At 65.2% G+C, this 25691-nt stretch carries 27 protein-coding genes; 13 read left to right on the forward strand and 14 right to left on the reverse strand.

Going from position 1 to position 25691, the window contains the following annotated elements:
- Positions 1-144 precede the first annotated feature (144 nt).
- The gene (locus MHEC_RS23300; RefSeq protein WP_142358634.1) at positions 145-1344 is read left to right on the forward strand and encodes an IS110 family RNA-guided transposase; all 1200 of its coding nucleotides are present in this window, start codon (positions 145-147) and stop codon (positions 1342-1344) included.
- 27 nt (positions 1345-1371) lie between these two features.
- Here MHEC_RS23300 and MHEC_RS23305 read toward each other — a convergent pair whose 3' ends face one another.
- Complete coding sequence (locus tag MHEC_RS23305; protein WP_048893432.1) at positions 1372-2439, reverse strand: ferredoxin reductase; 1068 nt, start codon at positions 2437-2439, stop codon at positions 1372-1374.
- A 70-nt stretch (positions 2440-2509) separates the two neighbouring features.
- Between MHEC_RS23305 and MHEC_RS23310 the strand changes: the two genes are divergently transcribed.
- The 3 genes from MHEC_RS23310 to MHEC_RS23320 are packed head-to-tail and all read left to right on the forward strand — an operon-like array spanning position 2510 to position 5114.
- A complete protein-coding gene (locus tag MHEC_RS23310; RefSeq protein WP_048893431.1) occupies positions 2510-3184 on the forward strand; it encodes a TetR family transcriptional regulator in 675 nt (224 codons plus the stop codon).
- Between the two features lie 37 nt (positions 3185-3221).
- Positions 3222-4016 carry a DUF427 domain-containing protein gene (locus tag MHEC_RS23315; RefSeq protein ID WP_048893433.1) on the forward strand — a complete coding sequence of 265 codons (795 nt, stop codon included), beginning with the start codon at positions 3222-3224 and terminating at the stop codon, positions 4014-4016.
- A 3-nt stretch (positions 4017-4019) separates the two neighbouring features.
- Positions 4020-5114 carry a DUF4185 domain-containing protein gene (locus MHEC_RS23320; RefSeq protein ID WP_048893430.1) on the forward strand — a complete coding sequence of 365 codons (1095 nt, stop codon included), beginning with the start codon at positions 4020-4022 and terminating at the stop codon, positions 5112-5114.
- Here MHEC_RS23320 and MHEC_RS23325 read toward each other — a convergent pair.
- The 3 genes from MHEC_RS23325 to MHEC_RS23335 all read right to left on the reverse strand — a co-directional run bounded on the left by MHEC_RS23325 (position 5111) and on the right by MHEC_RS23335 (position 7176).
- Positions 5111-5863 carry an SDR family NAD(P)-dependent oxidoreductase gene (locus tag MHEC_RS23325; protein ID WP_048893429.1) on the reverse strand — a complete coding sequence of 251 codons (753 nt, stop codon included), beginning with the start codon at positions 5861-5863 and terminating at the stop codon, positions 5111-5113. The genes MHEC_RS23320 and MHEC_RS23325 overlap by 4 nt on opposite strands.
- Positions 5864-5912: 49 nt before the next feature.
- The gene (locus MHEC_RS23330) at positions 5913-6518 is read right to left on the reverse strand and encodes a GNAT family N-acetyltransferase (RefSeq protein ID WP_048893428.1); all 606 of its coding nucleotides are present in this window, start codon (positions 6516-6518) and stop codon (positions 5913-5915) included.
- 202 nt (positions 6519-6720) lie between these two features.
- Positions 6721-7176 (reverse strand): MaoC family dehydratase, encoded by a 456-nt coding sequence (locus MHEC_RS23335; protein ID WP_048893427.1) that lies wholly within the window; start codon positions 7174-7176, stop codon positions 6721-6723.
- 265 nt (positions 7177-7441) lie between these two features.
- Between MHEC_RS23335 and MHEC_RS23340 the strand changes: the two genes are divergently transcribed.
- The 5 genes from MHEC_RS23340 to ag85C all read left to right on the forward strand — a co-directional run bounded on the left by MHEC_RS23340 (position 7442) and on the right by ag85C (position 11189).
- On the forward strand, positions 7442-7933 hold the full coding sequence (locus tag MHEC_RS23340; RefSeq protein WP_048893426.1) for a metallophosphoesterase family protein: 492 nt from the start codon (positions 7442-7444) through the stop codon (positions 7931-7933).
- A 25-nt stretch (positions 7934-7958) separates the two neighbouring features.
- Positions 7959-8420, forward strand: coding sequence for a MarR family winged helix-turn-helix transcriptional regulator (locus MHEC_RS23345; protein ID WP_048893425.1), 462 nt, complete (start codon positions 7959-7961; stop codon positions 8418-8420).
- The gene (locus tag MHEC_RS23350) at positions 8417-9235 is read left to right on the forward strand and encodes an ATP-binding cassette domain-containing protein (protein WP_048893424.1); all 819 of its coding nucleotides are present in this window, start codon (positions 8417-8419) and stop codon (positions 9233-9235) included. The genes MHEC_RS23345 and MHEC_RS23350 overlap by 4 nt, the downstream gene beginning before the upstream one ends.
- A complete protein-coding gene (locus MHEC_RS23355) occupies positions 9225-10043 on the forward strand; it encodes an ABC transporter permease (protein ID WP_048893423.1) in 819 nt (272 codons plus the stop codon). The genes MHEC_RS23350 and MHEC_RS23355 overlap by 11 nt, the downstream gene beginning before the upstream one ends.
- Before the next feature lie 153 nt (positions 10044-10196).
- A complete protein-coding gene (gene ag85C, locus MHEC_RS23360; protein WP_048893422.1) occupies positions 10197-11189 on the forward strand; it encodes a diacylglycerol acyltransferase/mycolyltransferase Ag85C in 993 nt (330 codons plus the stop codon).
- A gap of 61 nt (positions 11190-11250) precedes the next feature.
- On the opposite strand, the gene MHEC_RS23365 is transcribed toward ag85C, so the two are convergent.
- The 4 genes from MHEC_RS23365 to MHEC_RS23380 form a co-directional block, all read right to left on the reverse strand.
- Positions 11251-12591 (reverse strand): maltokinase N-terminal cap-like domain-containing protein, encoded by a 1341-nt coding sequence (locus MHEC_RS23365; protein ID WP_048893421.1) that lies wholly within the window; start codon positions 12589-12591, stop codon positions 11251-11253.
- A complete protein-coding gene (gene treS / locus MHEC_RS23370; protein ID WP_099869049.1) occupies positions 12588-14357 on the reverse strand; it encodes a maltose alpha-D-glucosyltransferase in 1770 nt (589 codons plus the stop codon). Before treS ends, MHEC_RS23365 begins: the two co-directional genes overlap by 4 nt.
- Before the next feature lie 94 nt (positions 14358-14451).
- Positions 14452-15516 carry a S1C family serine protease gene (locus MHEC_RS23375; RefSeq protein WP_048893419.1) on the reverse strand — a complete coding sequence of 355 codons (1065 nt, stop codon included), beginning with the start codon at positions 15514-15516 and terminating at the stop codon, positions 14452-14454.
- A 184-nt stretch (positions 15517-15700) separates the two neighbouring features.
- Entirely contained in the window at positions 15701-16153 is a 453-nt protein-coding gene (locus tag MHEC_RS23380; protein ID WP_048893418.1) for a nuclear transport factor 2 family protein, read from the reverse strand.
- 22 nt (positions 16154-16175) lie between these two features.
- Between MHEC_RS23380 and MHEC_RS23385 the strand changes: the two genes are divergently transcribed.
- On the forward strand, positions 16176-16583 hold the full coding sequence (locus MHEC_RS23385) for a TIGR03668 family PPOX class F420-dependent oxidoreductase (protein ID WP_048893417.1): 408 nt from the start codon (positions 16176-16178) through the stop codon (positions 16581-16583).
- 92 nt (positions 16584-16675) lie between these two features.
- Here MHEC_RS23385 and MHEC_RS23390 read toward each other — a convergent pair whose 3' ends face one another.
- Positions 16676-17518, reverse strand: a complete 843-nt coding sequence (locus MHEC_RS23390; protein ID WP_048893416.1) for an SPFH domain-containing protein — start codon at positions 17516-17518, stop codon at positions 16676-16678.
- Between the two features lie 265 nt (positions 17519-17783).
- On the opposite strand from MHEC_RS23390, the gene MHEC_RS23395 reads away from it, so the two are divergent.
- Positions 17784-19916 carry an elongation factor G-like protein EF-G2 gene (locus tag MHEC_RS23395; protein ID WP_048893415.1) on the forward strand — a complete coding sequence of 711 codons (2133 nt, stop codon included), beginning with the start codon at positions 17784-17786 and terminating at the stop codon, positions 19914-19916.
- 3 nt (positions 19917-19919) lie between these two features.
- Here the strand turns inward: MHEC_RS23395 and MHEC_RS23400 are convergent, their stop codons facing one another.
- From MHEC_RS23400 to MHEC_RS23420, 5 genes are all read right to left on the reverse strand, one after another.
- Positions 19920-20561, reverse strand: a complete 642-nt coding sequence (locus tag MHEC_RS23400) for a cysteine hydrolase family protein (RefSeq protein ID WP_048893414.1) — start codon at positions 20559-20561, stop codon at positions 19920-19922.
- Between the two features lie 214 nt (positions 20562-20775).
- Positions 20776-21156 (reverse strand): hypothetical protein, encoded by a 381-nt coding sequence (locus MHEC_RS23405; RefSeq protein ID WP_142358654.1) that lies wholly within the window; start codon positions 21154-21156, stop codon positions 20776-20778.
- Positions 21157-21797: 641 nt separating this feature from the next.
- A complete protein-coding gene (locus MHEC_RS23410; RefSeq protein ID WP_048891324.1) occupies positions 21798-22211 on the reverse strand; it encodes a hypothetical protein in 414 nt (137 codons plus the stop codon).
- Positions 22212-22230: 19 nt separating this feature from the next.
- Entirely contained in the window at positions 22231-23454 is a 1224-nt protein-coding gene (locus MHEC_RS23415; protein ID WP_048891325.1) for a hypothetical protein, read from the reverse strand.
- Entirely contained in the window at positions 23455-23742 is a 288-nt protein-coding gene (locus tag MHEC_RS23420; RefSeq protein WP_142358676.1) for a hypothetical protein, read from the reverse strand. It abuts the gene before it with no gap.
- A 447-nt stretch (positions 23743-24189) separates the two neighbouring features.
- Between MHEC_RS23420 and MHEC_RS23425 the strand changes: the two genes are divergently transcribed.
- Together MHEC_RS23425 and MHEC_RS23430 are read left to right on the forward strand one after the other, a co-directional pair.
- Positions 24190-24945, forward strand: coding sequence for a L,D-transpeptidase (locus tag MHEC_RS23425; RefSeq protein WP_048891402.1), 756 nt, complete (start codon positions 24190-24192; stop codon positions 24943-24945).
- 69 nt (positions 24946-25014) lie between these two features.
- Entirely contained in the window at positions 25015-25674 is a 660-nt protein-coding gene (locus MHEC_RS23430; protein WP_048891403.1) for an O-methyltransferase, read from the forward strand.
- The last annotated feature ends 17 nt before the right edge of the window (positions 25675-25691 follow it).

Below are 25691 nucleotides of genomic sequence, written 5' to 3' on the forward strand. Positions count from 1 at the left end.
TCGGTGATGGCCGAAGGAGATTGGCCGCCCGGCGTCCCGCGACGACTCGACCGCTAATTGAGAGATGCGATTCGATCGCTGTGTAAGGACACGTCGGCGTGGTCGTCTGCTGGGTCGATTGTTACGGCGATTACGGAGGTGGTTGTGGGGCAGCAGTTGTGGGCTGGTGTCGACGCCGGTAAATCTGATCACTACTGTGTGGTCATCGACGCCGAAGGGCAGCGGCTGCTGGCGCAGCGGGTCGCTAACGACGAAACTGCGCTGCTGGAGTTGATCAGCACGGTCAGCACTGTGGTTGATGGCGCTGAGATCACCTGGGCGATCGATCTCAACGGTGGTGGCGCTGCGGTGTTGATTGCTCTGCTGGTCGGGGCCGGGCAGCGGCTGCTGTATATCCCCGGGCGCACCGTCTATCACGCCTCGGGCGGCTACCGCGGCGATGGCAAGACCGACGCCAAAGACGCCGCGATCATTGCCGATCAGGCCCGGATGCGCCGCGACCTGCAGCCGTTGCGACCCGGCGACGAGATCGCGGTGGAACTGCGCATCCTCACCAGCCGGCGCGCTGATTTGGTGGCCGATCGCACCCGGGCGATCAACCGGCTGCGGGCCCAGCTGCTGGAATACTTCCCCGCCCTGGAACGCGCCTTTGACTACAGCACCAGCAAGGCCGCGTTGATTTTGCTTACCGGCTATCAAACGCCTGACGGGCTGCGCCGCGCCGGTGCTGCTGAGCTGGCCGCCTGGTTGCGAAAACGTAAGGCCCGCAATGCCGATGCTGTCGCGTCCAAAGCCCTTGCGGCCGCTAACGCCCAGCACACCATCGTGCCCGGACAACACCTGGCTGCCACCGTGGTGGCTCGCCTGGCTAAGGAGGTGATGGCCCTCGACATCGAAATCGACGACACCGAGACGATGATCGAGGAGCGATTTCGCCGCCACCGCCACGCTGAAATCATCTTGAGCATGCCCGGCTTCGGTGTCGTGCTCGGCGCCGAGTTCCTCGCCGCCACCGGCGGCGACATATGCGGCTTCGACTCCGTCGACCGCCTCGCCGGCGTGTCCGGACTGGCCCCGGTACCCCGCGACTCCGGGCGCATCAGCGGCAACCTCAAACGCCCCCGCCGCTACCACCGCCGCCTGCTGCGCGCCTGCTACCTGTCCGCCCAAATCGCCATCCGCACCGACGCCGCCTCGCGCACCTACTACGACCGCAAAAGATCCGAAGGCAAAACCCACACCCAAGCCGTCCTCGCTTTGGCGCGCCGCCGCCTCAACGTGGTATGGGCCATGCTCCGCGACGGCACGGCATACCAGCCCGCACCTACCGCCGCGGCGGCTTGACAACTTCATTGAGAATCTCCTTCGGGCTTACAGAACCAGTTCGACGTCGCCGAGGGGGACGGACACACAGATCTGCACGTCCTCGTCGGGGGCGGACGACACCGCGCCGGTGGTCAGGTTGCGCACCACTCCGGCGGTTTTACGACGGGTGCAGGTACGGCAGATGCCCATCCGGCAGCCGCTTTCCGGCGACAGTCCAGCAGCTTCGGCCTGCTCGAGTATCGGGCGTCCATCGCCGATGATGTCAATGCCGCTGTCGGCGAAGGTGATTCGTCCACCCGATGCGGGCGACGATGGCTCGAATGCCGGCGCCACGAAGTTTTCGGTGTGTGCGCTCGGGCAAAGCCCGCGGACCGCGTCCACCAACGCCGGCGGCCCGCAGACGAACACCGCGTCCGGTGTTGACATGGCGGCGGCCAGGTGCTCGGGACCGAAGCGACCGTGCAGCTGGCCAGCACCGGATCGGGTGTAGCCGTGCAGCACGCGCACCCCGGTCATCATGGCGAGCTCGTCGCGGTAGCACGCCTCGGCCGGGTTGCGCGCGTAGTGCACGAACGCGATCTCGCCGTCGTGGGCCTCGGCAAGCAGCGTGCGCAGCATCGCCATCACCGGCGTGATGCCGCTGCCACCGGACACGAACAGAATCCGGCGCGGCCGCGGGTTCGGCAGCACAAACTCGCCGCCGGCGCCGGCGAGACCGACCACCATTCCCGGGCGGGCCCGCTCGTACAGGTGGGTCGACACCAGCCCGCCGTCGTGGCGCCCGATGGTCAGCTCGAGACGGCGGGCGCCCTCGGCGTTGGCCGGCGAATAGCAGCGCGTGTGGCGGCGGCCGTTGATCTCAACGGTGAGGTTTACCGACTGGCCGGCCTTGAGCTCGGCAGTGAAGGCGGCGTTGGGAGCCAGTGTCAGGGTGACGCTGCGCGGTGTGCTCCGCCGAACATCGACGACCTTGGCGCGCGCCTCGCCCGGCGTCCATGCCGGTGCCACCAGCTCCGTGTAGCGGTCGATGCCGTGCGGGCCGGTGAGCAGGTCAACCAGGCCCGAACCGGCCAGCCGCTGCTGCACGTTCCGAGCGAGTTTTTGAGTGAACATCTGTACACCGTATGACGGACCTAGCGGACTTCGTCAAGCATTTACCCGGCTCTGTGTTAGGTTTCACACGGTGAACAGCCGTACGCCTGATACGCGGCCGCACCGGCCCGGCCAGGCCCGCAGCCGCGAACGCGCCTCCCGGGAAGAACGCAAGGAGGCGACGCGCCGCGCCATCGTCGCCGCGGCGCTCAAGCTGCTTGGCGATCGCAGCTTCGGCAGCTTGAGCTTGCGCGAGGTGGCCCGCGAGGCCGGCATCGTGCCCGCGGCGTTTTACCGGCACTTCGAGTCGATGGAGGCGCTCGGGCTGGTCTTGATCGACGAGTCGTTTCGTACCCTGCGCGACATGCTGCGCGGTGCGCGCGCCGGCAGGCTGGACCCCAACCGGGTCATCGAGTCGTCGGTGGAGATTCTCCTCGCCAGCGTCACCGAGCGACGCGAGCACTGGCGCTTCATCGGGCGCGAGCGCTCCAGCGGAATGACCGTCCTGCGCTATGCCATCCGCACCGAAATCCGGCTCATTACTTCGGAACTCGCGACCGACCTCGCCCGCTTTCCCGGCTTGAACGCCTGGAGCACCGAGGATCTCAACGTGCTGGCCACGCTGTTCGTCAACTCGATGATCGTCATCGCGGAGGCCGTCGAAGACGCACAAAGCGCCGAAGCCCTCGAGGAGATCAAGCGGATCGCGGTCAAGCAGTTGCGCATGATCGCAATCGGGGTGGCCGGTTGGCGCAGCAGCCCGTGAGGTGGCCGCCGTCCATCGCCGAGGTGATGATGAAGCGATGGGCACCAAGATGAGGGACCTGCTCGGCGGCGTGCTCGCGTCACTGCGCTACGAACCCACCGAAAAGCGGCTGCGTGTTCGCCTCGGTGGCGAACTGGTCGCCGACACCCGCCGTGGGCTGCTGGTGTGGGAGCCGCGACGGGTGGTGCCGACCTACGCGGTGCCGGTCTCGGATCTCTCGGCGCGGCTGGAGCATGCCCAAGCCCCGGCGGATCCGGCAGACCCGCCGGTGCTGGATCCCACCGTCCCGTTCGCCGCGCACAGCTGCCCGGGCGAGGTGTTCGACGTGGTGGTCGGTGAGACGCGGTGCGCGGCCGCGGCGTTCCGTCCGCACGATCCGGATCTGGCCCACTACGCGGTGCTTGACTTCGGCGCGTTCGAGTGGCGCGAAGAAGACGAGCCGATCGTGGCCCACCCGCACGACCCGTTCAAACGGATCGACATCTTGGCGAGCACCCGCCACGTCCGGCTGGAACTGGAGGGCCGTCTGCTAGCCGAATCCTCACGGCCGTTGTTGTTGTTCGAGACGCTGCTGCCGGTGCGGTTCTATCTGCCCCCCGACGATGTGACAGTCGAGCTCGAGCCCAGCGGCACCGTAACCTACTGCGCGTACAAGGGCCGCGCGTCGTACTACTCGGTGCCCGGCGGCCCGGCCGATCTGGCCTGGACCTACCACCACCCCCTGCGTGACGCCGAGCCGGTGCGCGACCGGATCGCCTTCTTCGACGAGCGGGTGGACGTCATCGTCGACGGCGAGCGCAGGCAGCGTCCGGCTACCTTGTGGTCGCGCTAGCGGATGCGCGCAACCGGCAAGCTGGCCGATCTCACCGGCCCCGGCATCACCGACCGGTGGGGTGTGACGTGCACCGATCTCGGCGCGTCCGTGCGCGCGTCCAACGGCATGGTGGTGTCGGTGTTCGGAGACACCTTCTCCGGCGACAAGGTTGGTGACGGCGACTGGCGTTCACCGGTGATCCTGATTGGCACCGGCGACGCCACCCACCCAATCAGCTACCACCGCGCCGGCGGCTACGATCCCGACTACGCGCGCCAACTGTGGCACTACGAGCACTGCGACATCGGTGTGAACCGCCGCGGCATCAGCACGGTGATTCCCTCCGATCTGCTGCGGGTGGGCGAGTCTCTCTATCTGCACGCGATGGTCAACCGCGGTTTTGGCAACGTCGTCTGGACCGAGATCTGGCGCTCTGACGACAGCGGAATCTCGTGGCGGCACTTGGGTGATCGCGCGAAATTCCCCGGACGGCTGCACCGCGGTTACGCACAGTGCTGGTCGTGGGACTACGACCCCGACGACGGCTGGGTATATGTCGTGTCCACCGGCTTTCAGCGCGACAAAGGCATCATCGTGCGGCGCGTCCGCCCGAGCGGTATCGCAGATGCGCGCCGGTATTCGGGGTGGGGTGTGGCCAACGGTCGCTGGTCATGGGGTCGAGATCCGACCCCGATCACACCCCACGGCGAAACCTGGGGTGAACTGTCCTTGCGCCGGCTCCCCGACGGGAAATGGATCCTCGGCGGATTCCTCTCGTCGCACTACGCGCTCGGCTACCGGGTGCTCGACTGCCCCACCGCGGTGCACGACGTGTCGCTCCAGCGGCCGGTCGTCGGCTCGGCGTGGGAGGCCGAGGACCACGCCAGCAACCGGGTCGCGCAACTGTACGGCGGATACGTTCTTCCCGGGTCGCGAGTCGACCTGCCCGGCGGCGTGGGTCTTGCGGTCTCGCAGTGGAACACGGCGCACGGCTGGCCGTATCGAGTGATGCAATTTCGGGCGACGCTTCGCGACACCACCCGCTCGTCGCACGGCGCCGCCGACCAGATCACCCGATCCGGCCGGCCTCGCTCCACGCCTGCGGCGGAGGATTAGAAGTTCAGCGGGTAACCGCCACTGACCTTCAGCGTCTCACCGGTGATGAAGGAGGAATCGTCTGAGCACAAATACAGCATGGCCGACACGACGTCGTCCGTGGTGCCGAGCCGGTGCACGAGCTGACGCTCGCGAACGATGTCGTCGACCAACCCGTGGGGCAGCTCGGCCAGTGCACTCTCGGTGTTGGTCAGGCCCGGCGCGATCGCGTTGACGCGAATCCGGTCAGGCGACAGCTCGGAAGCAAAGGCGACGGTCAAGCCCCGCACCGCCAGCTTGGACACGCCATACGGGCTGACATTCATGAAGCCGGCCATCGACGAGATGTTCAGCACGACGCCGCCGCCACGCTCCCGCATCGAATCTCGGCATGCCAGAGTGCAATTGATGACACCGATCACGTTCACCTCGAACAGCTCACGGATGTCGTCGCGGGAAAGCACGCTAAACGGCTGGTTGTACTTGGTCAGGTGACGGCCGGCGTTGTTGATCAGGATGTCGATGCCGCCCAGCTGTTCGATCGCCAGACCGACAGCCGTGTCGACGTGCTGTTCGTTGGCGACGTCACACGTCACGGCGACCGCACGGGCGCCTTCGGCGGTCAGTTCGGCGGCGGCGCGATCTGCGGCGGCGCGGTCGATATCGGCGATTGCCACGCTCGCTCCTTCACCGGTTAGCGCGCGGGCGAACGCTCGGCCCAGCCCCGTCGCGCCGCCGGTGATAAAGGCGGTCTTCCGGTGGAATCGCACGGGGCAACGGTAGCGCGGTTAGGGCCTCGCTCTAGCTGTATTGCAGCGGTTATCTCGGCGCCCGCCACATCGGCCAAAGCGTCGGCCCGCCGTCGGGTATCACGATCTCGCCGGTGACCGTGAAGCCGAAACGCTCGTAATAAGGCACGTTGTCGGGTTTGCTCGACTCGAGATAGGCCGGGGAATGCTCGGCATCGCAACGGTCGAGCCGTGAACGCATCAGGGCCTGCCCGAATCCGCGGCCACGCACGGCCGTGTCGCTTCCGATGATGGCCAGGTACCAGTGCGGTTCCTCAGGGTGGTGACGCTGAATCAGTTCCATCGCGTCCCGCGCACCCGATAGCCGCAAGCCGAATGTGCGGATCAGCGCGGGCAGCATCGCCAGCTGCTCGCGCGCCGACTGCTTCCACCGGTCCGGCGGATCCCACAGTGCCGCAGCCCCGATGCCCGGGCCATCGCATGCCACCTCGACGCCGCCGCCCGCGAGATGGTGGTGGCGGGTCAGCGTGGCAAACAGCCCGGGCAATCGCGCGCAGCGCGCGTTGTCGTCGGGCAGCATCCAGATGGTAACCGGGTCGTCGTAGAAGGCCCGTCCCAATACGCGCGACAACTCGCGGACATCGGCTTTGCGGGCCGGACGGGTCTCGATCGTCACATCGGCAAGGCTAACGTGTGCGGCTCGAACAATTCATGGTCGCCGAAGTCGAGCCGCTTCGGGCAACTCGGTGCCTCCGTCGGCGATGCCTGGCAACGTCTCGGTGGCCCGCCGCGCCCTGCTCGAATACGCAGCTGCGGCAACAGCTTTCCCATCCCGACCGGCTCGACGCTCGAACGCGCCGGCGCCGGGTTCTCAGCACTCAGGAAACGTAGCGCACGATGCTTTCCGCCACGCAGGCCGGCTTGGCCGCCCCCTCGATCTCGATGGTTGTCGACAGCGTCGCCTGCACTGCGCCGTCACCGACGTCGGCGACGTCGACCAGCGAGCTTTGCGCCCGTATCTTCGAGCCCACCGGCACCGGTGCGGGGAAGCGCACCTTGTTCAGGCCGTAGTTGATGGCGAGCTTGATGCCCTTGACCTCGTAGATCTCATGCAGCAGGCGCGGAAGAAGCGACAACGTCATGAACCCGTGCGCGATGGTGGTGCCGAACGGCCCGGTGGCCGCGCGTTCCGGGTCTACATGGATCCACTGATGGTCGCCGGTCGCGTCGGCGAACAGGTTGACCTCTTGCTGAGTAATGGTCACCCAGCTGCTCTGGCCGATGGTCTGGCCCTTGGCCGCGGCAAGTTCGGCGACTGACTCGAAAGTGCGCATACGGTGTTCTCCTCTGCTAGGCCCGGCGACAATGCCGTAAGCATCGTGCCACCGCTGATCTTTCCGCTGTTTCGCACCGGTCGGTGTTGGGGTGGTCCGAGGCACGGCGAGCGCCATCCCCGGGCATTGGACGGACGCAACCATGGCCTCAAAGACGGGCCATAAGAGCGGGTCAGACGTCGAAATCCGAAGACGTGAGGCTTCTCGATACCGGCGAAACCGGTGCCCAACCCCGCAGCAACCGCGGGCAGCGCACGATGAGGAGGTGAGGCTTTTACTGCTTGCCGACACCCACATCCCGCAACGAGCTCGTGACCTGCCCGCACAGGTGTGGGACGAGGTCGCGGCGGCCGATGTCGTGCTGCACGCCGGGGACTGGACAGCCTTGCAACTCCTCGACCAAGTCGAAGCCCGGGCGCGCCGGCTGGTGGCGTGTTGGGGAAACAACGACGGGGCCGTGTTGCGCTCGCGGCTGCCGCAGCGAGCAGACGTCATCCTCGGCGGTGTGCGTTTCACGGTCGTGCATGAGACCGGCAGCGCCCAGGGTCGCGAGGCGCGAATGTCGCGTCGCTACCCCGATACCGACGTCGTCGTGTTCGGGCACAGCCACATCCCATGGAATACCACGACCGGAACCGGCCTGCGGCTGCTGAATCCGGGCTCGCCCACCGATCGGCGCCGCCAACCGTACTGCAGCTACATGACCGCCACGGTCGACGACGGCGTCCTCACCGGCGTGGCGCTCCACCGCCTCTGATAGATAGCTCCTAAACAGAGCTATTATGGCTGCAGTGAAGTCACGCACCGACCTGGACGCCGAGTTATGCCGCGTGATCGGGCGGTTTCGCCGCCAACTTCGACGATCCGCCGGCCACGGGTTCACGTCCGCGCGGTTGACCGAATCGCAGGCGGAGTTGTTGTGGCTGGTCGGACAGCGCCCCGGGATTTCGGTCAGCCTCGCCGCCGCAGAGCTCGGGCTGGTGGCCAACACCGCGTCCACCCTGGTGTCCAAGCTGGTCGCCCAACGCTTGTTGGTCCGCACGGTCGACGCCGCCGACCGCCGCGTCGGCAGGTTGTGGCTCACGGAGTCGGCGCAGCAGATGGTCGATGCGTCGCGCGCCGCGCGCCGGGCGGTGCTCTCCGAGGTGCTCGGCGAGCTTGACCAGAGCCAGATCGCTGCGCTCACAGAGGGATTGGAGGTTCTCGAGAATATGACCCAGATGATGCGGGAGAGATCAACATGAGCGGATCGCCGATGCTCGCCGTCGATTGCCGCAACCTCACGTACCGCTACGGGCAGTTCACCGCCGTCGACGACTTCACCCTGCAGCTGCGGTCCGGCGAGACCATGGGTCTGCTGGGCCCCAACGGTGCCGGAAAGACAACGCTGGTGCGTGTGCTTACCACCTTGGCCCCGGTACAGCAGGGCGAGCTACGCATCTTGGGCTTCGACGCCCGCACCGACATTGTCGACATTCGCTGCAACATCGGCTATGTGCCGCAAGAACTTTCGATTGAGCCGACGCTGACAGGCCGGCAGAACGTGGAATGGTTCGCGCGGCTGTACGGTGTGCCGCGCGCCCAACGCCCCGCACGCGTCGATGAGGCGCTCGCCGCGATGCAGTTGCTCGACGTCTCGCACCGACTGGCGGCCACCTACTCCGGTGGCATGGTGCGGCGACTGGAACTTGCGCAGGCGCTGGTCAACCGGCCCTCGTTGCTGATGCTTGACGAACCCACCGTCGGACTGGATCCGATCGCTCGTGACAGCGTGTGGGCGCAGGTGCGAAACATGCAGGACGAGTACGGCATGACCGTGCTGCTCACCACCCATTACATGGAGGAGGCCGACTCGCTGTGCGACCGGGTCGCGCTGATGCACCGGGGGAGGCTGCGCGCACTCGGGACGCCGACCGAGTTGAAATCGAGCGTGTCAGCCGATGCCACGCTCGAAGACGTGTTCCGCCACTACGCCGGATCCAGCCTGGACGGCGACACCTCGTCACAGGGTCTGCGTGAAATCCGCTCCATCAGAAAGGTAGCCGGCCGTGTCGGTTGATTGCACCGCGGGCGATCGGTTGGTCCGCGCACCTCGTGGTTGTCAGCGGCTGCGCGGGATGTGGTCGCGTGTCAGCGCTTTCGCGATCGTCGAACTTCAGAAACTGCAGCACGATCGCACCGAGCTGGTTATGCGGATGGTGCAGCCGGCCCTGTGGCTACTGATCTTCGGTACGACGTTTAGCAAATTGCACGTCATCGATACCGGATCGGTGTCCTACCTGGCGTTCTTAGCTCCGGGCATCATCGCCCAGTCGGCGTTGTTTATCGCAATTTTCTATGGAATACAGATCATCTGGGATCGCGACTCCGGCGTGCTCGCCAAATTGTTGGTGACGCCGGCGCCGGCGTCGGCGCTCGTAGCCGGTAAGTCGTTTGCCGCGGGAGTGCGCTCGGTTGCGCAGGTGGTCGGAGTGCTCGGCTTGGCGTATCTGATGGGCGTGGGTTTGACCGCTAATCCACTGCGTGTGGTGGCAGCGATGGCGGTCGTCGTGCTTGGTGCGGCGTTTTTCGCCTGCCTGTCAATGACTTTGGCTGGCCTGGTGCGTAACCGCGACCGCCTGATGGGCATTGGTCAGGCCATCACCATGCCGCTGTTCTTCGCGTCGAACGCGCTTTACCCGGTCGATGTGATGCCCAGATGGCTGCGCTTGCTCAGCACGGTCAACCCGGTCAGTTATGAGGTCGACGCCCTGCGGGCACTGCTCATCGGTCCCGGGTTCAAGCTGGCGGACATCGCCGTATTGGCTGTCGCGGCCGCAGTCGGCATCGCCACGGCCTCAGCACTATTGCCGCGCCTGGTTCGCTAGCCCGAGTCCGCTCCGAGTCATAATCGTTAGCCAACCGCGACGTCCCACCACGGCGGCGACAAATGTCAGACCGCATCCCGCTGTGTTTCACTGCCGAGGAACAGCCACTCGACCGCATCTAGCGGCAGATGAAAGTTGGGATGGGTAGGAGCTATGAAGTTCGTTGAACAGTTGCGTGGTGCAGCCGTGAGTCTGTCGCGCCGGCTGACGATTGCGGCCATAGGGGCTGCCCTATTGCCCGGTGTGATCGGCGCAGTGGGCGGGTCAGCGACCGCGGCGGCATTCTCCAAACCGGGTCTGCCGGTCGAGTATCTGCAGGTGCCCTCGCCGTCGATGGGCCGTGACATCAAGGTCCAATTCCAGGGCGGTGGACCGCACGCGGTCTATCTGCTCGACGGGCTGCGCGCGCAGGACGACTACAACGGTTGGGACATCAACACACCGGCGTTCGAGGAGTATTACAAGTCGGGGTTGTCGGTGATCATGCCCGTGGGTGGGCAGTCCAGCTTCTACACCGACTGGTATCAGCCCGCCTGCGGTGCAGCCGGCTGCCAAACCTACAAGTGGGAGACGTTCCTGACGCAGGAAATGCCGACCTGGCTGCAGGCCAAGAAAGGTGTTTCCCCGACCGGCAACGCGGTGGTGGGCCTGTCGATGTCGGGTGGTTCGGCCCTGATCCTCGCCGACTACCATCCGCAGCAATTCCCCTACGCGGCGTCCCTGTCGGGCTTCCTCAACCCGTCGGAGGGCTGGTGGCCGACCTTGATTGGCCTGGCGATGAACGACGCCGGCGGATTCAACGCCACCAACATGTGGGGTCCGACCAGCGACCCGGCGTGGAAACGCAACGACCCGATGCTGCAGATCCCGCGGCTGGTCCAAAACAACACCCGCATCTGGGTCTACTGCGGTAACGGCACCCCCACCGACCTTGGTGGCGACAATATGCCGGCCAAGTTCCTGGAAAGCTTCACGTTGCGCACGAACGAAGCCTTCAGGGACAACTACATCGCCGCTGGCGGCAGAAACGGCGTCTTCAATTTCCCGGCCAACGGCACGCATTCCTGGCCGTACTGGAACGACCAGCTGGTGGCCATGAAGCCCGACATCCAGCGGGCGCTGGCGGCCGCACCCAACGCCGCCTGAGACACCCGGACATCGGCAGCAGCGCGCCGTCGCGCTGCTGCCGATGTCAGTCTCGGCCCGGTCAGGACGCCGTGAGCCGGGCGATCGCACGCAACGGAATCGGCAGCCATCCCGGGCGGTGCCGCGACTCGTAGCCAGCCTCGTATACCGCCTTGTCCAGCTCGTAGGCCGTGAGCACCAGCGCCGCATCGCGCGGGTCGACACCCGCGGCCGCAGTGTAACCGTCGCAAAAAGCGGTGTGGTTGCGCTCAACCCATTCGCGCGCGCGAGCCGCGAGCTGTTTGTCCGGCGCCAGATCCACCAGAGGTCCATAAGCAGCGTATTCGTAGGACCGCAGGACGCCGGCCACGTCGCGCAACGGCGAGTCCGGAGCCCGCCGCTCCGCGAGCGGCTGGCCCGGCTCGCCCTCGAAGTCGATCAACAGCCAGGTGTCCGGGGTGCGCAAAACCTGCCCCAGGTGCAGGTCGCCATGCACCCGCTGCACCGTGATCGTCTCCTGGGCGAGTTTTTGGAAGCGCTGTTCGATCGTCTCGGCGTACTCCTGCAGTTCCGGCACAACCGCCACCGTCGAGGACAGCCGGGCCAACATGGTGTCGACCGGAAATGTGGCCTCCGATGTGCCTAGCTCCGCGGCGAGCGTGGCATGCACCGACGCCACGGCTTCTCCGAGGCGGTACGACTCGGCGGCGAAGTCGCCGCCGACTTCGTGGGCGTAAAGGTCGCCCTCGGCGAACAGGTCGCGCACGCTCGCGCTGGCCATCGCCCAGCCTTCGGCCGCGTTGGCCGCATACTCGGTCACCATGCCCAGCGGAAACGGGGCACCGTCGGCCGATGCGAGTTCGTAGGCGCCCAAGAGGCGGGCGACATGGGGATTTCCGGCGCGGCCGAGCACCCGGTTCAGCTCAATGTCGGGGTTGACGCCACTGATGACCCTGCGGAACACCTTGAGGATGGCTGCTTCCTCGAAAATCACGCTGCTGTTGCTTTGCTCGGCCTCCGATACCCGCGGAAACGCCTGCACCGGCAGCGACACATCCGGTTCCCGGGTGAAGGCCAATCGACCGGTGGCAAAGTCACGCTCCGCCGACGAGTCGATGAGCGAGAGCAGAAATTGGGTTGCCCCCGGGTCATAGAGGGCGTCATAGCCGGTGCGATCGCCTGCCGCGCCGATGGTGGCCACGGTGGTGTACTCCGACAGCGGCGCCGTGTCCCAACTGACCAGCACCTGATAGCGTTCCGAGGACCCGTCGGTGTATGCGACATCGACCAACACCAGGTCAAGGTCCTCGCGCAGGGCGACCGAGGCGTCCGCCCTTGCCGATGCCAACTCGCGGTTACGCCCGGCGTACCAACGTTGCTGCGGAAGCCACTCTGACCACGGCAGATTGGCTGGCGAATTCATTGGGTCTCCTCTGATGGGCTCAGCTGGAACCAGTAGAACCCGTGTCCCGGCAGTGTCAGCAAGTACGGCAGTTGACCGATACGCGGGAACTCCACCCGTCCGCTCAACTCGATCGGCGTGTAGCCGTTCCAGTGCTGGAGGTTCAACTCGATGGGTTGCGGGAAACGGGACAGGTTGTTGACGCACAGCACGACGTCACCGTCGGCTTCCCGGACATACGCCAGCACGGACGGGTTTGACCCACCGAGTTCGCGGAACGAGCCGATGGCGAACGCTTCGTGCCGGCGTCGGACCGCCAGCATGGTGCGGGTCCAGTTCAGCAGGGACGACGAGGTGTCGCGTTGCGCTTCGACATTGACGGCCTGATAGCCGTACACCGGGTCTTGGATGGGCGGCAAATACAACCGGCCCGGGTTGGCGGTGGAGAAGCCGGCGTTGCGGTCGGGTGTCCACTGCATCGGAGTGCGCACGCCATCGCGATCACCGAGCCAGATGACATCACCCATGCCGATCTCGTCACCGTAGTAAAGGACGGGTGAGCCCGGCAGCGACAGCAGCAGCGCGGTGAACAACTCGATCTGGTTACGGTCCTTCTCCAGCAACGACGCCAGCCGGCGGCGGATACCGACGTTGGCTTTCATGCGCGGGTCTTTGGCGTACTCGGAGTACATGTAGTCACGCTCTTCGTCGGTGACCATCTCCAGCGTCAACTCGTCGTGGTTGCGCAGAAAGATGCCCCATTGCGCCAGCTTCGGAATGGGTGGCGTCTGCGCCAGGATCTCCGAGATCGGAAAGCGTGACTCGCGGCGGACCGCCATGAAGATTCGTGGCATGAGCGGAAAGTGAAACGCCATGTGGCATTCATCGCCGCCGGTGTCGGGATCACCGAAATACTCGACCACATCGGTCGGCCATTGGTTGGCTTCGGCTAGCAGCACCCGGCCCGGGAATTCGTCGTCAACGATCCTGCGGACACGTTTTAAGAACGCGTGGGTTTCAGGCAGGTTCTCGCAGTTGGTGCCTTCCCGCTCGAAAAGGTACGGAACGGCGTCCAAGCGGAATCCGTCGATTCCGAGGCCGAGCCAGAAGCGGATGACGTCGAGCATCGCCTCCTGCACCGCCGGGTTGTCATAGTTCAAGTCCGGTTGGTGTGAAAAGAAGCGGTGCCAGTAGAACTGGCGCCGAACCGGATCGAACGTCCAGTTGGACTCCTCGGTGTCGACGAAGATCACCCGGGCCTCGGCGTACTTGTCGCTGGTATCGCTCCAGACGTAGTAGTCGCCGTATGGGCCGTCGGGGTCGCGGCGGGATTCCTGGAACCAGGGGTGCGAATCGGAGGTGTGGTTCATCACCAGATCGGTGATGACCCGGATGCCGCGGCGGTGAGCGGCATCGAGCAACGCGACGAAGTCGTCGACCGTGCCGAATTCGGGCAGCACCTTGTAGAAGTCGCGGATGTCGTAGCCGCCGTCGCGCAGTGGTGAATCGTAGAACGGGGGCAGCCAGATACAGTCGATGCCCAGCCACTGCAGGTAGTCGAGGCGCTCGATCAACCCCCGCAGATCGCCGCAACCGTCCGCGTTGGCGTCGTAGAACGCCCGCACCAGCACTTCATAGAAGACGGCGTGCTTGTACCAGGTTCGGTCGGCGGGCAGCGTATGAGCGTCGGCGAAGTCGTCGGCGGTGGGATGCTCGACAACCCCCGCTTCTACGTGGCTGCCCTCGGCAGGATCGTGCTCAACGGTGTTTTCGAGGTCTCGGGTCAAGTTCACCAGTCTACCGATATCCGAAATACAAGCTCACTAACCTTCTGCGGCGCAGAAGGATTGAGCGTTGCCGTCGAATATCCCGCGGCGACAATCAGCCGGGAGGGCCGGGCGCCAGGGTCACATTCACATTTCGGACTGTGCCCGCGCCGTTTAGCAGGCCCAACACGACGGTGTCGCCGGGGTGCCGCTGATCGAGGATGTTCGTCAGCGCGGTGGCCGAGTTGACGGGCTGGTTATCGACCGACACGATCCGAGCGCCCGGGGTTACACCAGCGGCCGCCGCGGGAGCATCAGGAATCACCCGCTGCACCAAAGCGCCGGCGCCGTTGCTGGCATCGGAAACTCCGATACCGAGGAAGCCGGTGGGACCGATGTGCACGGTCGACGACGCCGCACCAGCCCGGATCTGCCCGGCGATCGCCATGGCTTGGTTGATCGGTATCGCGAACCCTTCGCCGCGCCCGAGCTTGTAATTGTCGGAGGCGGCGGTGTTCATGCCGATCACCTGGTTGGCGCTGTTGACCGTCGGGCCACCCGAGTCACCGGGGCGTATTGCCGCATTGACCTGGATCAAACCGTGCAGGGTCTCCGAACTTCCGGTCAGGGCGTCTGCGGCCGATACGGTTTGGTTCAGCGCGATGACGCGGCCGGGCACCGCGCTGGGCGCCCCGCCGACACCACCGGCGTTACCCAGCGCGACGACCGGATCGCCTACCGCGACGCTGGACGAGTCACCGATATTGGCGGTGGGCAGCCCGCTTGCGCCGGCGAGCTGCAGCACGGCGACGTCATGGCTGCGGTCGTAGCCGATCACCTCGACGGGGTAGGTCTGACCGTTGCCGATGTCCCTCGCGCTGATGTCGGTCGCGCCGGCGATGACGTGGTTGTTGGTCAGCACCACGCCACCGGGATCGATGACGATGCCGGTCCCGGCGCCCACGGCGCTCTGGTAGCCCATCTTGGTGTCGATGTCGACGATTTCCGGGCCTACCTGAGCAACAACCGACAGCGGGTCGAGCGGTGCCGGCGCTTCGCTGAACCGGTTCACGGACGGCGACGCGTGGGCCGGTGCCGCGGCAAAGACGAAACCGGCCGCAGCCGTCAGACTCAGTAGGCACGACGACCACCGTGATATGCGGCGGTGCGATCCGCTCATCCCGTCACCTCCCGATAGGCGTAAGACCGAAGGATTGTCGCAGCCGTTGTGCCTAACAGTATCCTCTCGGCGTCCTCACCGTAGTGTGCATCCCGCCGGCCAGGTGCGCATCCCGCGGTAGCGTGCGGTTTGAGCACGACGAAGAAAGTAGCCGCGCCGCGGGTTCGGCAAACTGTCGGCGCTTTCACCGACCCGGCACGATCGGCGCGCGCAGGTGGTGGCTCAGGTCCCTCGCCATATCGATGAGGGTGTAGTCACGGAACTCGAACCTCCATTGGCCGTCGACGCGTTCGAACCGGTCATGGTAGCGACCGGCGATGATCACCTGCAGCGGCAAAGCCTCGGTCTGCTGCAACACCGTGTAATAGCTGCGACAGGTTGCCGTGCCAGACCGCTCGTCGACGTCGACGATCGGATTGGTGATGACATGCTTGGTGCGCGGCGTTCCGTCCGGGTAAAGCACCACCGCGGCCTTCCAGAACCTCAGCATGGCGCCCGCGTCAACCGTGCCTTTGTCGCCGCTGCCGACCCGCAACCGGGCGTGCTCGAACAGAGCCGCCGCTCCCTCGAGGTCTCCGCGGTCCATGCACTCGGCATAGCGGTACAACAGGTTGGTGATCTGAGTCTCGGCTGACATGCCGTCAACCTAAGCTGGCGCGGTGGTCGAATTCGACCCCAGGGACCGGTTCGCGCAAGCATCGGTCGCACGGCTGGCGACAGTGACGCCCGGCGGCATGCCGCATGTGGTGCCGGTGGTGTTCGCACTTCGCGATGACGTCGTCTACACCGCCGTCGACGCCAAACGAAAGACCACGCGACGCCTGCAGCGGTTGGCCAACATCGAGAGCAATCCGCACGTGAGCCTGCTCGTCGACGATTACCACGACGACTGGACACGGCTGTGGTGGGTCCGCGCCGACGGTACGGCGTCGATTCATGACGACGGGGATACGCTGGACATCGGATACCAGTTGTTGCACGCGAAATACCCTCAGTATCAGTCGGTTTCGTTGAATGGTCCGGTGATTGCCATCGCGGTGCAGCGTTGGGCCAGCTGGCACGCCTGACCGCGGGTCTGGTCGGCTCTTAGCGGTAAATATTGACCGTTTCTGCCGGCCGACCGCGAGACCGCAGAAATCCTGGCCCGACGCAACCGGCGTTAAGCATTGCGGCCTCGCGCATTCACACCGTTGGACGCCGGCTCGGCGGGCGCGGCGGCGCTGTCCTGGTCGGTAAGCGCTCGCTCCGGCGTCAGTCGTTCCAGGAACCGGAGCAGCTCCACCGGAAACGGCAGCACCAACGTGGAGTTCTTCTCAGCGGCCACTTCGACCACCGTTTCCAGCAGCCGCAGCTCCAACGCGGCCGGGTGCTCGGCCATCACTTGGGCGGCTTGGGCCAGTTTTCGCGACGCCTGCAGCTCGCCGTCGGCGGTGATCACCCGGGCCCGGCGCTCGCGTTCGGCCTCAGCCTGCCGTGACATCGACCTCTTCATCGAGTCCGGCAGCACCACATCTTTGATCTCGACCCGGTCGATATGGATCCCCCAGCCCAGCGCCGGGCTGTCGATCATCAGCTCCAAGCCCTGATTGAGACCCTCACGGTTGCACAGCAGGTCATCGAGGTTGCTCTTGCCGATGATCGAGCGCAGCGACGTCTGGGCGACCTGCCCGATCGCTGACATGTAGTCCTGGACATCGACGGCTGCCCGCACCGGATCGGACACCTTGAAGTAGATAACCGCATCCACCCGGACGGTGACGTTGTCGCGAGTAATGCCGTCCTGGGCGGGCACCGGCATCGTGATGATCTGCATGTTCACTTTTTGCAGGCGATCCGCCACGGGCACCAGCCAGGTCAGCCCGGGCTCGCGCACCCGAGGCTGCACCCGCCCGAACCGGAAGACGACGCCTCGTTCGAATTGCTTGATGACGCGCACACTTGTCGCCAGCCACAACGCCCCAAGAACACCCGCCACGGCGAGGACGTCTAACGCGATCACCATGCGCCCGTTCTTTGCCCAGCTCGTGGGACCGGCGGGCCGGAGTTCATGGGTCTGATTGTCCCACCGGCATTTCTGCTTCTCAACACGTCGCTTCCCGGGGCGTTTCGTTAGCCAGTCGATCCCGTCGTGGTCTTGTGCTGGGTGGGCGTTAAGGGGAAGGTGGCTAGTAGGTCCGTGATCTGGGCCACACCCCCGCAACGGGGTGGTATCGCCACCTTGATGTGTGGGCGGATGAAGCGGCCCGGAGGATAAGGAGAAGAGCGTCATGGCAGACAAGGCAACCGCCCAGGGCGCCGGAGCCGCCCCCGCTGTAGACAGTCCGGCCGCCGTTCGCAACGTGGTGCTGGTGGGCCCGTCGGGCGGCGGCAAAACCACACTGGTCGAGGCGCTGCTCGTGGCCGCGGGCGTGTTGTCTCGACCCGGATCGGTCGTCGACGGCACCACAGTCTGCGACTATGACGATGCCGAGATCCGCCAGCAGCGGTCGGTCGGGCTTGCCTTAGCGTCGCTGTCGCACGACGGCGTCAAGGTCAACCTGATCGATACGCCCGGCTACGCCGACTTCGTCGGCGAGTTGCGCGCCGGGCTGCGAGCCGCCGACTGCGCGTTGTTTGTGATCGCAGCCAACGAGGGTGTCGACGAGCCCACCAAGTTGCTCTGGCAGGAGTGCAAGCAGGTCGGGATGCCGCGGGCGGTGGTAATTACCAAGCTCGACCATGCCCGGGCCAACTATCAGAATGCTTTGGCTGCTGCCCAGAATGCGTTCGGCGACAAGGTTTTACCGCTGTATGTTCCCGCCGGCAAGGGGCTGATCGGGCTGCTGTCACAAACGCAGTACGAGTACAGCGGCGGCAAACGCACCACGCGCCCGCCCGACTCGTCGTACGCCGACCAGCTCGAAGCGCAACGCGGCGTGCTGATCGAGGGAATCATCGAGGAATCCGAGGACGAGTCACTGATGGACCGGTACCTCGGCGGCGAGAAAATCGACGAGTCGGTGCTCATCGACGACCTCGAAAAGGCGGTGGCCCGCGCTTCGTTCTTCCCGGTGATTCCGGTGTGCAGCACCACCGGCGTCGGCACCATGGAGTTGCTGGAGATCATCACCCGGGCGTTTCCGTCCCCGTTGGAACATTCGCTGCCGGAAGTTTTCACTCCGCAGGGCGCACCCCGCAATAGCGTTACCTGTGACCCCAACGCACCGTTGCTCGCCGAGGTGATCAAGACGACGTCCGACCCCTATGTCGGCCGGCTCAGCCTGGTGCGAGTGTTCTCGGGGACGATCAAGCCCGACGCGACCGTCCATGTGTCCGGCCATTTCAGCTCGTTCTTCGGCGCAAACAACGGCCACGTCGACCACGACGAGGACGAACGCATCGGGACGCTGTCCTTCCCGCTGGGTAAACAGCAGCGTCCCGCTCCCGTCGTGCTGGCGGGCGACATCTGTGCGATCGGTCGGCTCAGCAAGGCCGAAACCGGCGACACCCTCTCCGATAAGTCGGAGCCGCTGGTGCTCAAACCCTGGACGTTACCCGAGTCGCTGTTGCCGATCGCGGTCCAGGCGCACGCCAAGACCGACGAGGACAAGCTGTCGGTCGGGTTGGGCCGATTGGCTGCCGAAGATCCGACTTTGCGCATCGAACAGAACCAAGAAACTCACCAGATCGTGCTCTGGTGCATGGGTGAGGCCCATGCCAGCGTCGTCCTCGATGCGCTGGCCAACCGCTACGGCGTAACGGTGGATACCGTGGAGTTGCGTGTGCCGCTGCGGGAAACTTTCGCGGGCAAGGCGAAAGGCCATGGCCGCCACGTGAAGCAGTCCGGTGGACACGGGCAGTACGCCGTCTGCGACATCGAGGTCGAGCCGCTACCGGAGGGCTCGGGATTCGAGTTCCACGACAAGGTGGTCGGCGGCGCGGTGCCTCGGCAGTTCATCCCCAGCGTGGAGAAGGGCGTGCGGGCCCAGATGGAAAAGGGTGTTCATGCCGGCTATCCGGTGGTCGACATCCGGGTCACCTTGTTCGACGGCAAGGCCCACAGTGTCGACTCGTCGGACTTCGCTTTCCAGATGGCCGGTGCGCTGGCCCTGAAGGATGCCGCCGCAGCGACCAAGGTGATCTTGCTGGAGCCGATCGACGAAGTTTCGGTACTGGTGCCCGACGACCTTGTCGGCGCGGTGATGAGCGACCTCTCCGGGCGACGCGGCCGGGTGCTGGGCACCGACACGGCCGGCGACGAGCGCACGGTGGTAAAAGCGGAGGTGCCGCAAGTCGAATTGACGCGCTACGCCATCGACTTGCGGTCGCTGTCACACGGCGCGGCGTCGTTCACCCGGTCGTTCGTGCGCTACGAACCGATGCCGGAGTCGATCGCCGCCCGAGTGAAGAAGCCTGACTGATCGCTACGGGTCCAGCCAGTCCAGGGTCGCGGCGAGGTCTTTGACGTCGACGCCGATGCCGCGGCACTCTTCTGCGCCACGGTCGTACAAGCCTGAAATGGCGTCGGAGACAAGCACAATCCGGAAGTCGCGTTCGGACGCCTCGTAGATCGACGTGCGCGGGCAATTGGGAAAGTTGCAGCCGGCGAAGACGAGCGTGTAGCAGCCGGCGTCACCAAGGTGTTCCTCGAGCCTGGTCTGGTAGAAGGCGCCCCACCGCGGCTTGTACATCACATGCTCGGTTGGCCCGATCTGCTGGAAGCCACCCTCGAGCAGCAATTCGTGATCCAGCTCAACGGGATTCGGCAACAGCTCGGGCGCTATCTGCGAACCTGCGCTGCCCGGCACGGCGATCCGTGCGCCCTGCTCGATCGAGTGCCGGCGCACCAGATCCACATTGGAACCATCCGGGCGGTAGAGCCTTACCACGTGGACGATCGGTAAGCCTTTGTGACGGAATGCGGTTGCTAGCTTTGCTATCTGCGGGATGGCGTCGTGCGTTCCGGCCACGGGCAGCGGAGCGTCGTCGGCATAGAAGTCGCGTTGGACGTCGATGAGGATGAGCGCCGCCGATTCGGGCAGAGGACGGGTGTACCGATTACTCATGGTTCTTGTTTAACAGACGCAGGGCCGGCTTTAGCTTTAGCGAGTTACGGAGATCGAAACTCGATGGGCATGTGTTCGCGTAACGAGTAACCGGCTTCACTACTCCGGGCAATTGGCATGTGCGATCAATTCGCGCAGTTGTTTGCCGCGGGCACTGGTGGCCGACATGCTCTGACCTTCCGCCCCACCCGTGCAGGTCGGTTTTTGCCAGCTTTTAAGGAGCAGTCTTGGACTTGAGTTCTCTGGCATACTGCGCGCCGGCTTCGGTGAGTTTGAGCCAGACGGAGAATGCCCACGTTCCGGGATCGTCGTAGTGGTTAACGAACAGGTCGTATACCCGTGACATTGCCGCGTCCAGCGGAAGGTCTTCCCATCCGTCAAACTCCATGAGGCCGGCGTCGACGAGCGACCGTATGGCGGACAGCGCCAGTTCTTGTTGTGCTGCAACGGTTTGAGCAAGGTCGTCTCGGGTGATCACCGACTCGACCTGGGCCAACGGCACCTGATCGTAGAGTCCGCTGATGAGCAATTCCCTGCAGAGCCGCTCTTGTGCGCGCTGGTTTTCGGCGCCGCGCATCCGATCGGGTTGAGTCATTGTTTCACGCACTCCAAAGCGTCTTACTCCGCCGGCTCCCAGATACTGCCATGTTGTCCGGGTAATGGCCCTCCTCCACCGCCGCCCATGCTTCCGCCACCAAAGCCGCCTGTTCTAGGCGCCGGGGGCGGTGGGGGTGGCGCTTCGACGGGTGCTCGCTCGACGGGGGCTCGCTCGGGGGCGGCGCGGCGGCTGGGGGCGCGGGTCGCGGCTGGCCAGCAGGTGGCGGTTCGGCCGGCGGCCGGGCCGGCGGTGGTTCAGGTGGTGCGGCCCTAGCTGGGGTGGGACCTCCGGCACGCCTCCTGGCATCCTCCACCGCATAGCGCAGCGCGCTTTGCGCGGCGGACTCGTTTGACGCGCCGTCGCGGGCGATCTTCGCGGCTACACCGTAGCGTTGGGCGACGCCGCTGGCGTTATCCTCATCGGCGGCGGTGATACCGCCACCGCATCTAGACCGCGGCCGGCCCCGCATCAACTTCTTCCACCACCCCGAGGGAATGCTGCGCGCCAGCAGCGACGAAGACGACAGCCTAAACCGTCCGTAGGCCGTCGCCAACCAATCATCGTTCATGCTGACATAGCGAAGTTCCGCGTCGAATCTAAATTTAGTGTTATGCGAAAGATCGGAGAAGGACAGAAGTTCATTCTGCGGTAGCGGTTTTATCCTCCAACTTCCTAGCAAGTCGTGTCCCGGTCTCGGTGAGACCAAGCCAGATGGTGAATTCCCATAGTGTTGGATCGTCGTAATGCTGGACAAAGCGGTCGTACACGCGAGCCATGGCTGCGTCGATCGAGAGATCCCATCCCCGAAACTTTTCACCCGGGTTGGGCAGATCCCCGATTTCCATGAGCCCGTCTTCGACAAGTGATCGAATAGTTTGCAAAGCCAAATCTTGTTGGGCAGGAAGCGTTTCTGCCAAATCAGCGCGCGTGATCACTGATTCGACCTGTACCAGCGGCACCCAGTCGTAGAGTCCGCTGATAAGCAACTCCTTGCGGAGCCGCTCTTGTGCGCTCTGGTTTTCGGCGCCGCGCACCTGATCGGGTTGAGTCATTGTTTCACCTCCCCCAAGCCTATTCAGTCGGTTCCCAGATACTGCCATGTTGTCCGGGTAACGGCCCTCCTCCACCGCCGCCTATGCTTCCTCCGCCGAAGCCGCCTGTTCTCGGGGCGGGGGGCGGTGGGGCTGGCGGCTCGACGGGCGCTCGCTCGACGGGTGCTCGCTCAGCCGGTGGCGCGGCGGCTGGGAGTGCGGGTTGCGGCCGGCCAGCAGGTGGCGGCTCGCCCGGCGCCCGGGCCGGCGGTGGTTCAGCTGGTGCGGCCCTAGCTGGGGGTGGGATCTCTGGCACGCCTCCTCGTTCAGGGTTGATGTGCACCTTCACGTAGCCATCCTTGCCTGGCAGGCGAACATCAAGGGCAGGCTGGTTGGTTGAACCGGCAGCCTGACGCCGACCGACGCCCGCACCATTAGGCAAGTCCTTCCACTCACCTTTCCCGGGGTCACCATATCGGTTTGGGTTGTCTACCCCGTTCTGTTTCATCCAGTTCCACAGGTTGTCGAGATCCTGCTGCGAGCGGACCTCCCTTACTTCGGGGCTATTGCCTACAGGCAGTTTGTCGAGCACCTGGCGAATGTCGGCAGCACTGGGGCCTGGGGGTGGTGCCGGCGGCTGGTCCGGTCCGGTCTTCCACGCGTGGTCGACAAGGCTGACGTGTCGTTTGTTGTTACCGTCCCCGATGGTGTCGTCGGGGCTGGTGGGCACGGGTGCCTCGTCGAAGCTGAAGCCGGTGAGGTCGCCCAGGGCGGTGGTGATGCTGGACCCGATCTGCTGATCGAGATTTAACAGTTGCAGCGCCCGCTGGCGGATGTTGCCCGCGAGCACCTCGGCCTGCGCGTGCCGGGCGGCCTGCTCTGCGGCGGTGGCGGCGCTCCCGGCGTCTTGGACGGTGCCGTCGTCGTAGACGTTGAACCCGGCGTCCCAGGCGTCCTCGACCGCGTAGCGCAGCGCGCTTTGGGCGGCGGACTCGTTGGACGCGCCTTCGCGGGCGATCTTCGCGGCTGTGCGGTAGCGGTGGGCGACGCCGCTGGCTTTATACTCATCGGCGGCGGCCCGGCTCTCGGACTTATCGTAGGCTTGCCCCTCCCACCCGGAGGTGCGGATCAGGTTGTGCGCCTCAGCGAATCCCGATTCCAGCCGGTCAGCGAAGCTCTCCCAGTAGTCGGCACTCTCGGTCAGGTGATCGGTGCCCCACGACAGCAGCTCCGACAGGCCCGGGAGTGCTCCTAGTCCCGCCATCTACACCACCTGGCCGCCTATAGCGCGCAGCTTGACGGCTGACTGATCTTCGTTGTCGTCGTAGGCGGTCTTGGCCGTGGATAGCTCGGTGCTGGTGGCCTGCATCCGCGCCGTCGACGCCGCCTGGACAGCCGCCACACCGGCGTGCCCGGCGCTGCACGCCGCCGCGCTGGGCTGGCTCGACGGCCTCGACACCGGAGCCTCACCGGCGTCTACCTCACTTGCCAGCGCGCCGCAGCGGGACGCCACTGCCCGTAGCGCTTCGGGTACCCGCAGCATTTCTGCCACCCCGGGGAGCGTAACCCTCCTGGCGTGGCGGGGTCACCCTCTCACGCGGGGATAAGTGTTGCCGGTCGCGCGTGGTACCGAAGCCAACGGTCAGGCCGTAGCGCGCAAGCCCGTGGGCGCGAAATACGCTTTAGGCGATAGAGGCCCTGGTTGGATACCACCACCGCGTCTAGACCGCGGTTGGCCCCGCATCAACTTCTTCCACCGGCCCCGAGGAAATACTGCGCGCCAGCAGCGACGAAGACGACAACCTAGACCGTCCGTAGGCCGTCGCGAACCAACGGTATTGGCGCCTTAGATTTTGCTGAGCACCCGGTTCATCGCCCACCTCGCGTTGAAGCCGGACTGTTTCCGCGCCAAACGATGTTTGCTGACCGCTAAATAGGGTAGGTATTAAGGAAAGCAACGTGGTGCGATTCAGCGCACCAGCTCGAAGGGGTGGACAGGATGCGAAGAGCGCTTGGGCAAGCATTCGTCGTGGCAGGGGCGGTGCTAGCGGCCATAGCGGTCTCGGCGAACCCTAGCTTGGCAGCAAGCGCCCCGCCGCAAGCCGCTCCCGGCATCGCGTCGATCCAGCCGGCCAACGGTCAGCTGGTGGGCGTCGCGCATCCGATCATCGTCACCTTCAGCAAGCCCGTCCTCGACCGCGCCTCCGCCGAGCGGACCATCAAGATCACTTCCCCGAGCCAGGCGACCGGGCGATTCAGCTGGGTCGACGACAACACGGTGCAGTGGACGCCCGACCACTACTGGCCGCCCCACAGCACGGTCAAAGTGCAGGTGCATGGCTTGACGACCGGCTTCGAAACCGGTGACGTCGTGCGCGCGGTTGCCAGCATTTCCGCGCATACGTTCACCGTCAGCATCAACGACGAGGTGGTCCGCACGATGCCGGCGTCGATGGGCAAGCCGAGTCGTCCGACACCGATCGGCTCATTCACGGCCCTGTCGAAAGAGCGGACGGTCACGTTCGATTCCCGCACCATCGGCATCCCGCTCAGTTCGCCCGAGGGCTACCTGATCCAAGGACAGTACGCGGTGCGGGTGACCTGGAGCGGTGTCTACGTGCACTCGGCGCCATGGTCGGTCGACTCGCAGGGGTATGCCAACGTCAGCCACGGTTGCATCAACCTCAGCCCGGACAACGCCGCCTGGTATTTCGACGCCGTGCACATCGGCGACCCGATCATCGTTCAGGCCTGACACCGGCCGCACGTTCGCGGACCGACGGGACGGCCCCGCTCGCGCGTGATCACGCCTACCCTCGACGTCATGGCCAACACACTGCAGGACCCCAAAGTCGCGACCGCACTTGCGCGCATGTACGCCGAGAGCCGAGAGCAGATGGCCCAGCTGCGGGATCGACGTGATGAGCTGCAGCGGCTGTCGTCGGCGAGCGCGCAGGAACGCGCCGACGCGATGAGCGACTTGTACATCCCGGTCACGCCCGACGCGGGTCGCCTGCTGTACATGCTGGTCAGAGCGGCTCGACCGACGACGATTGTCGAATTCGGCATGTCCTTCGGGATTTCGGCCATCCACCTGGCGTCGGCGGTGCGTGACAACGGCGGCGGCCATGTCATCACCACCGAACTCAGCACCACCAAGATCGCCGCCGCGAAGAAGACGTTCGCCGACATCGGGTTGGACGATTTGATCACCGTGCTCGAAGGCGATGCATTGTCGACCTTGACGAGCGTCGACGGCCCAGTCGATTTCCTGTTGCTCGACGGGTGGAAGGAGCTGTACCTGCCGGTCATCAAGCTGCTCGAATCGCAGCTGTCGCCCGGTGCACTGATCGTCGCGGACAATACCGAAATGGCTGACACGCAACCTTACCTCGATTATGTGCGGAACACTGACAATGGATATGTCAGCGTCAACTTCCGCGCCCGGGAAGCCGACAGCATGGAAATCAGCTGTCGTGTCTGACTCTTGCCGAGTGACCT

The sequence above is a fragment of the Mycobacterium heckeshornense genome (genome assembly GCF_016592155.1).
In the GTDB taxonomy this organism is placed as follows: Bacteria; Actinomycetota; Actinomycetes; order Mycobacteriales; family Mycobacteriaceae; genus Mycobacterium; species Mycobacterium heckeshornense.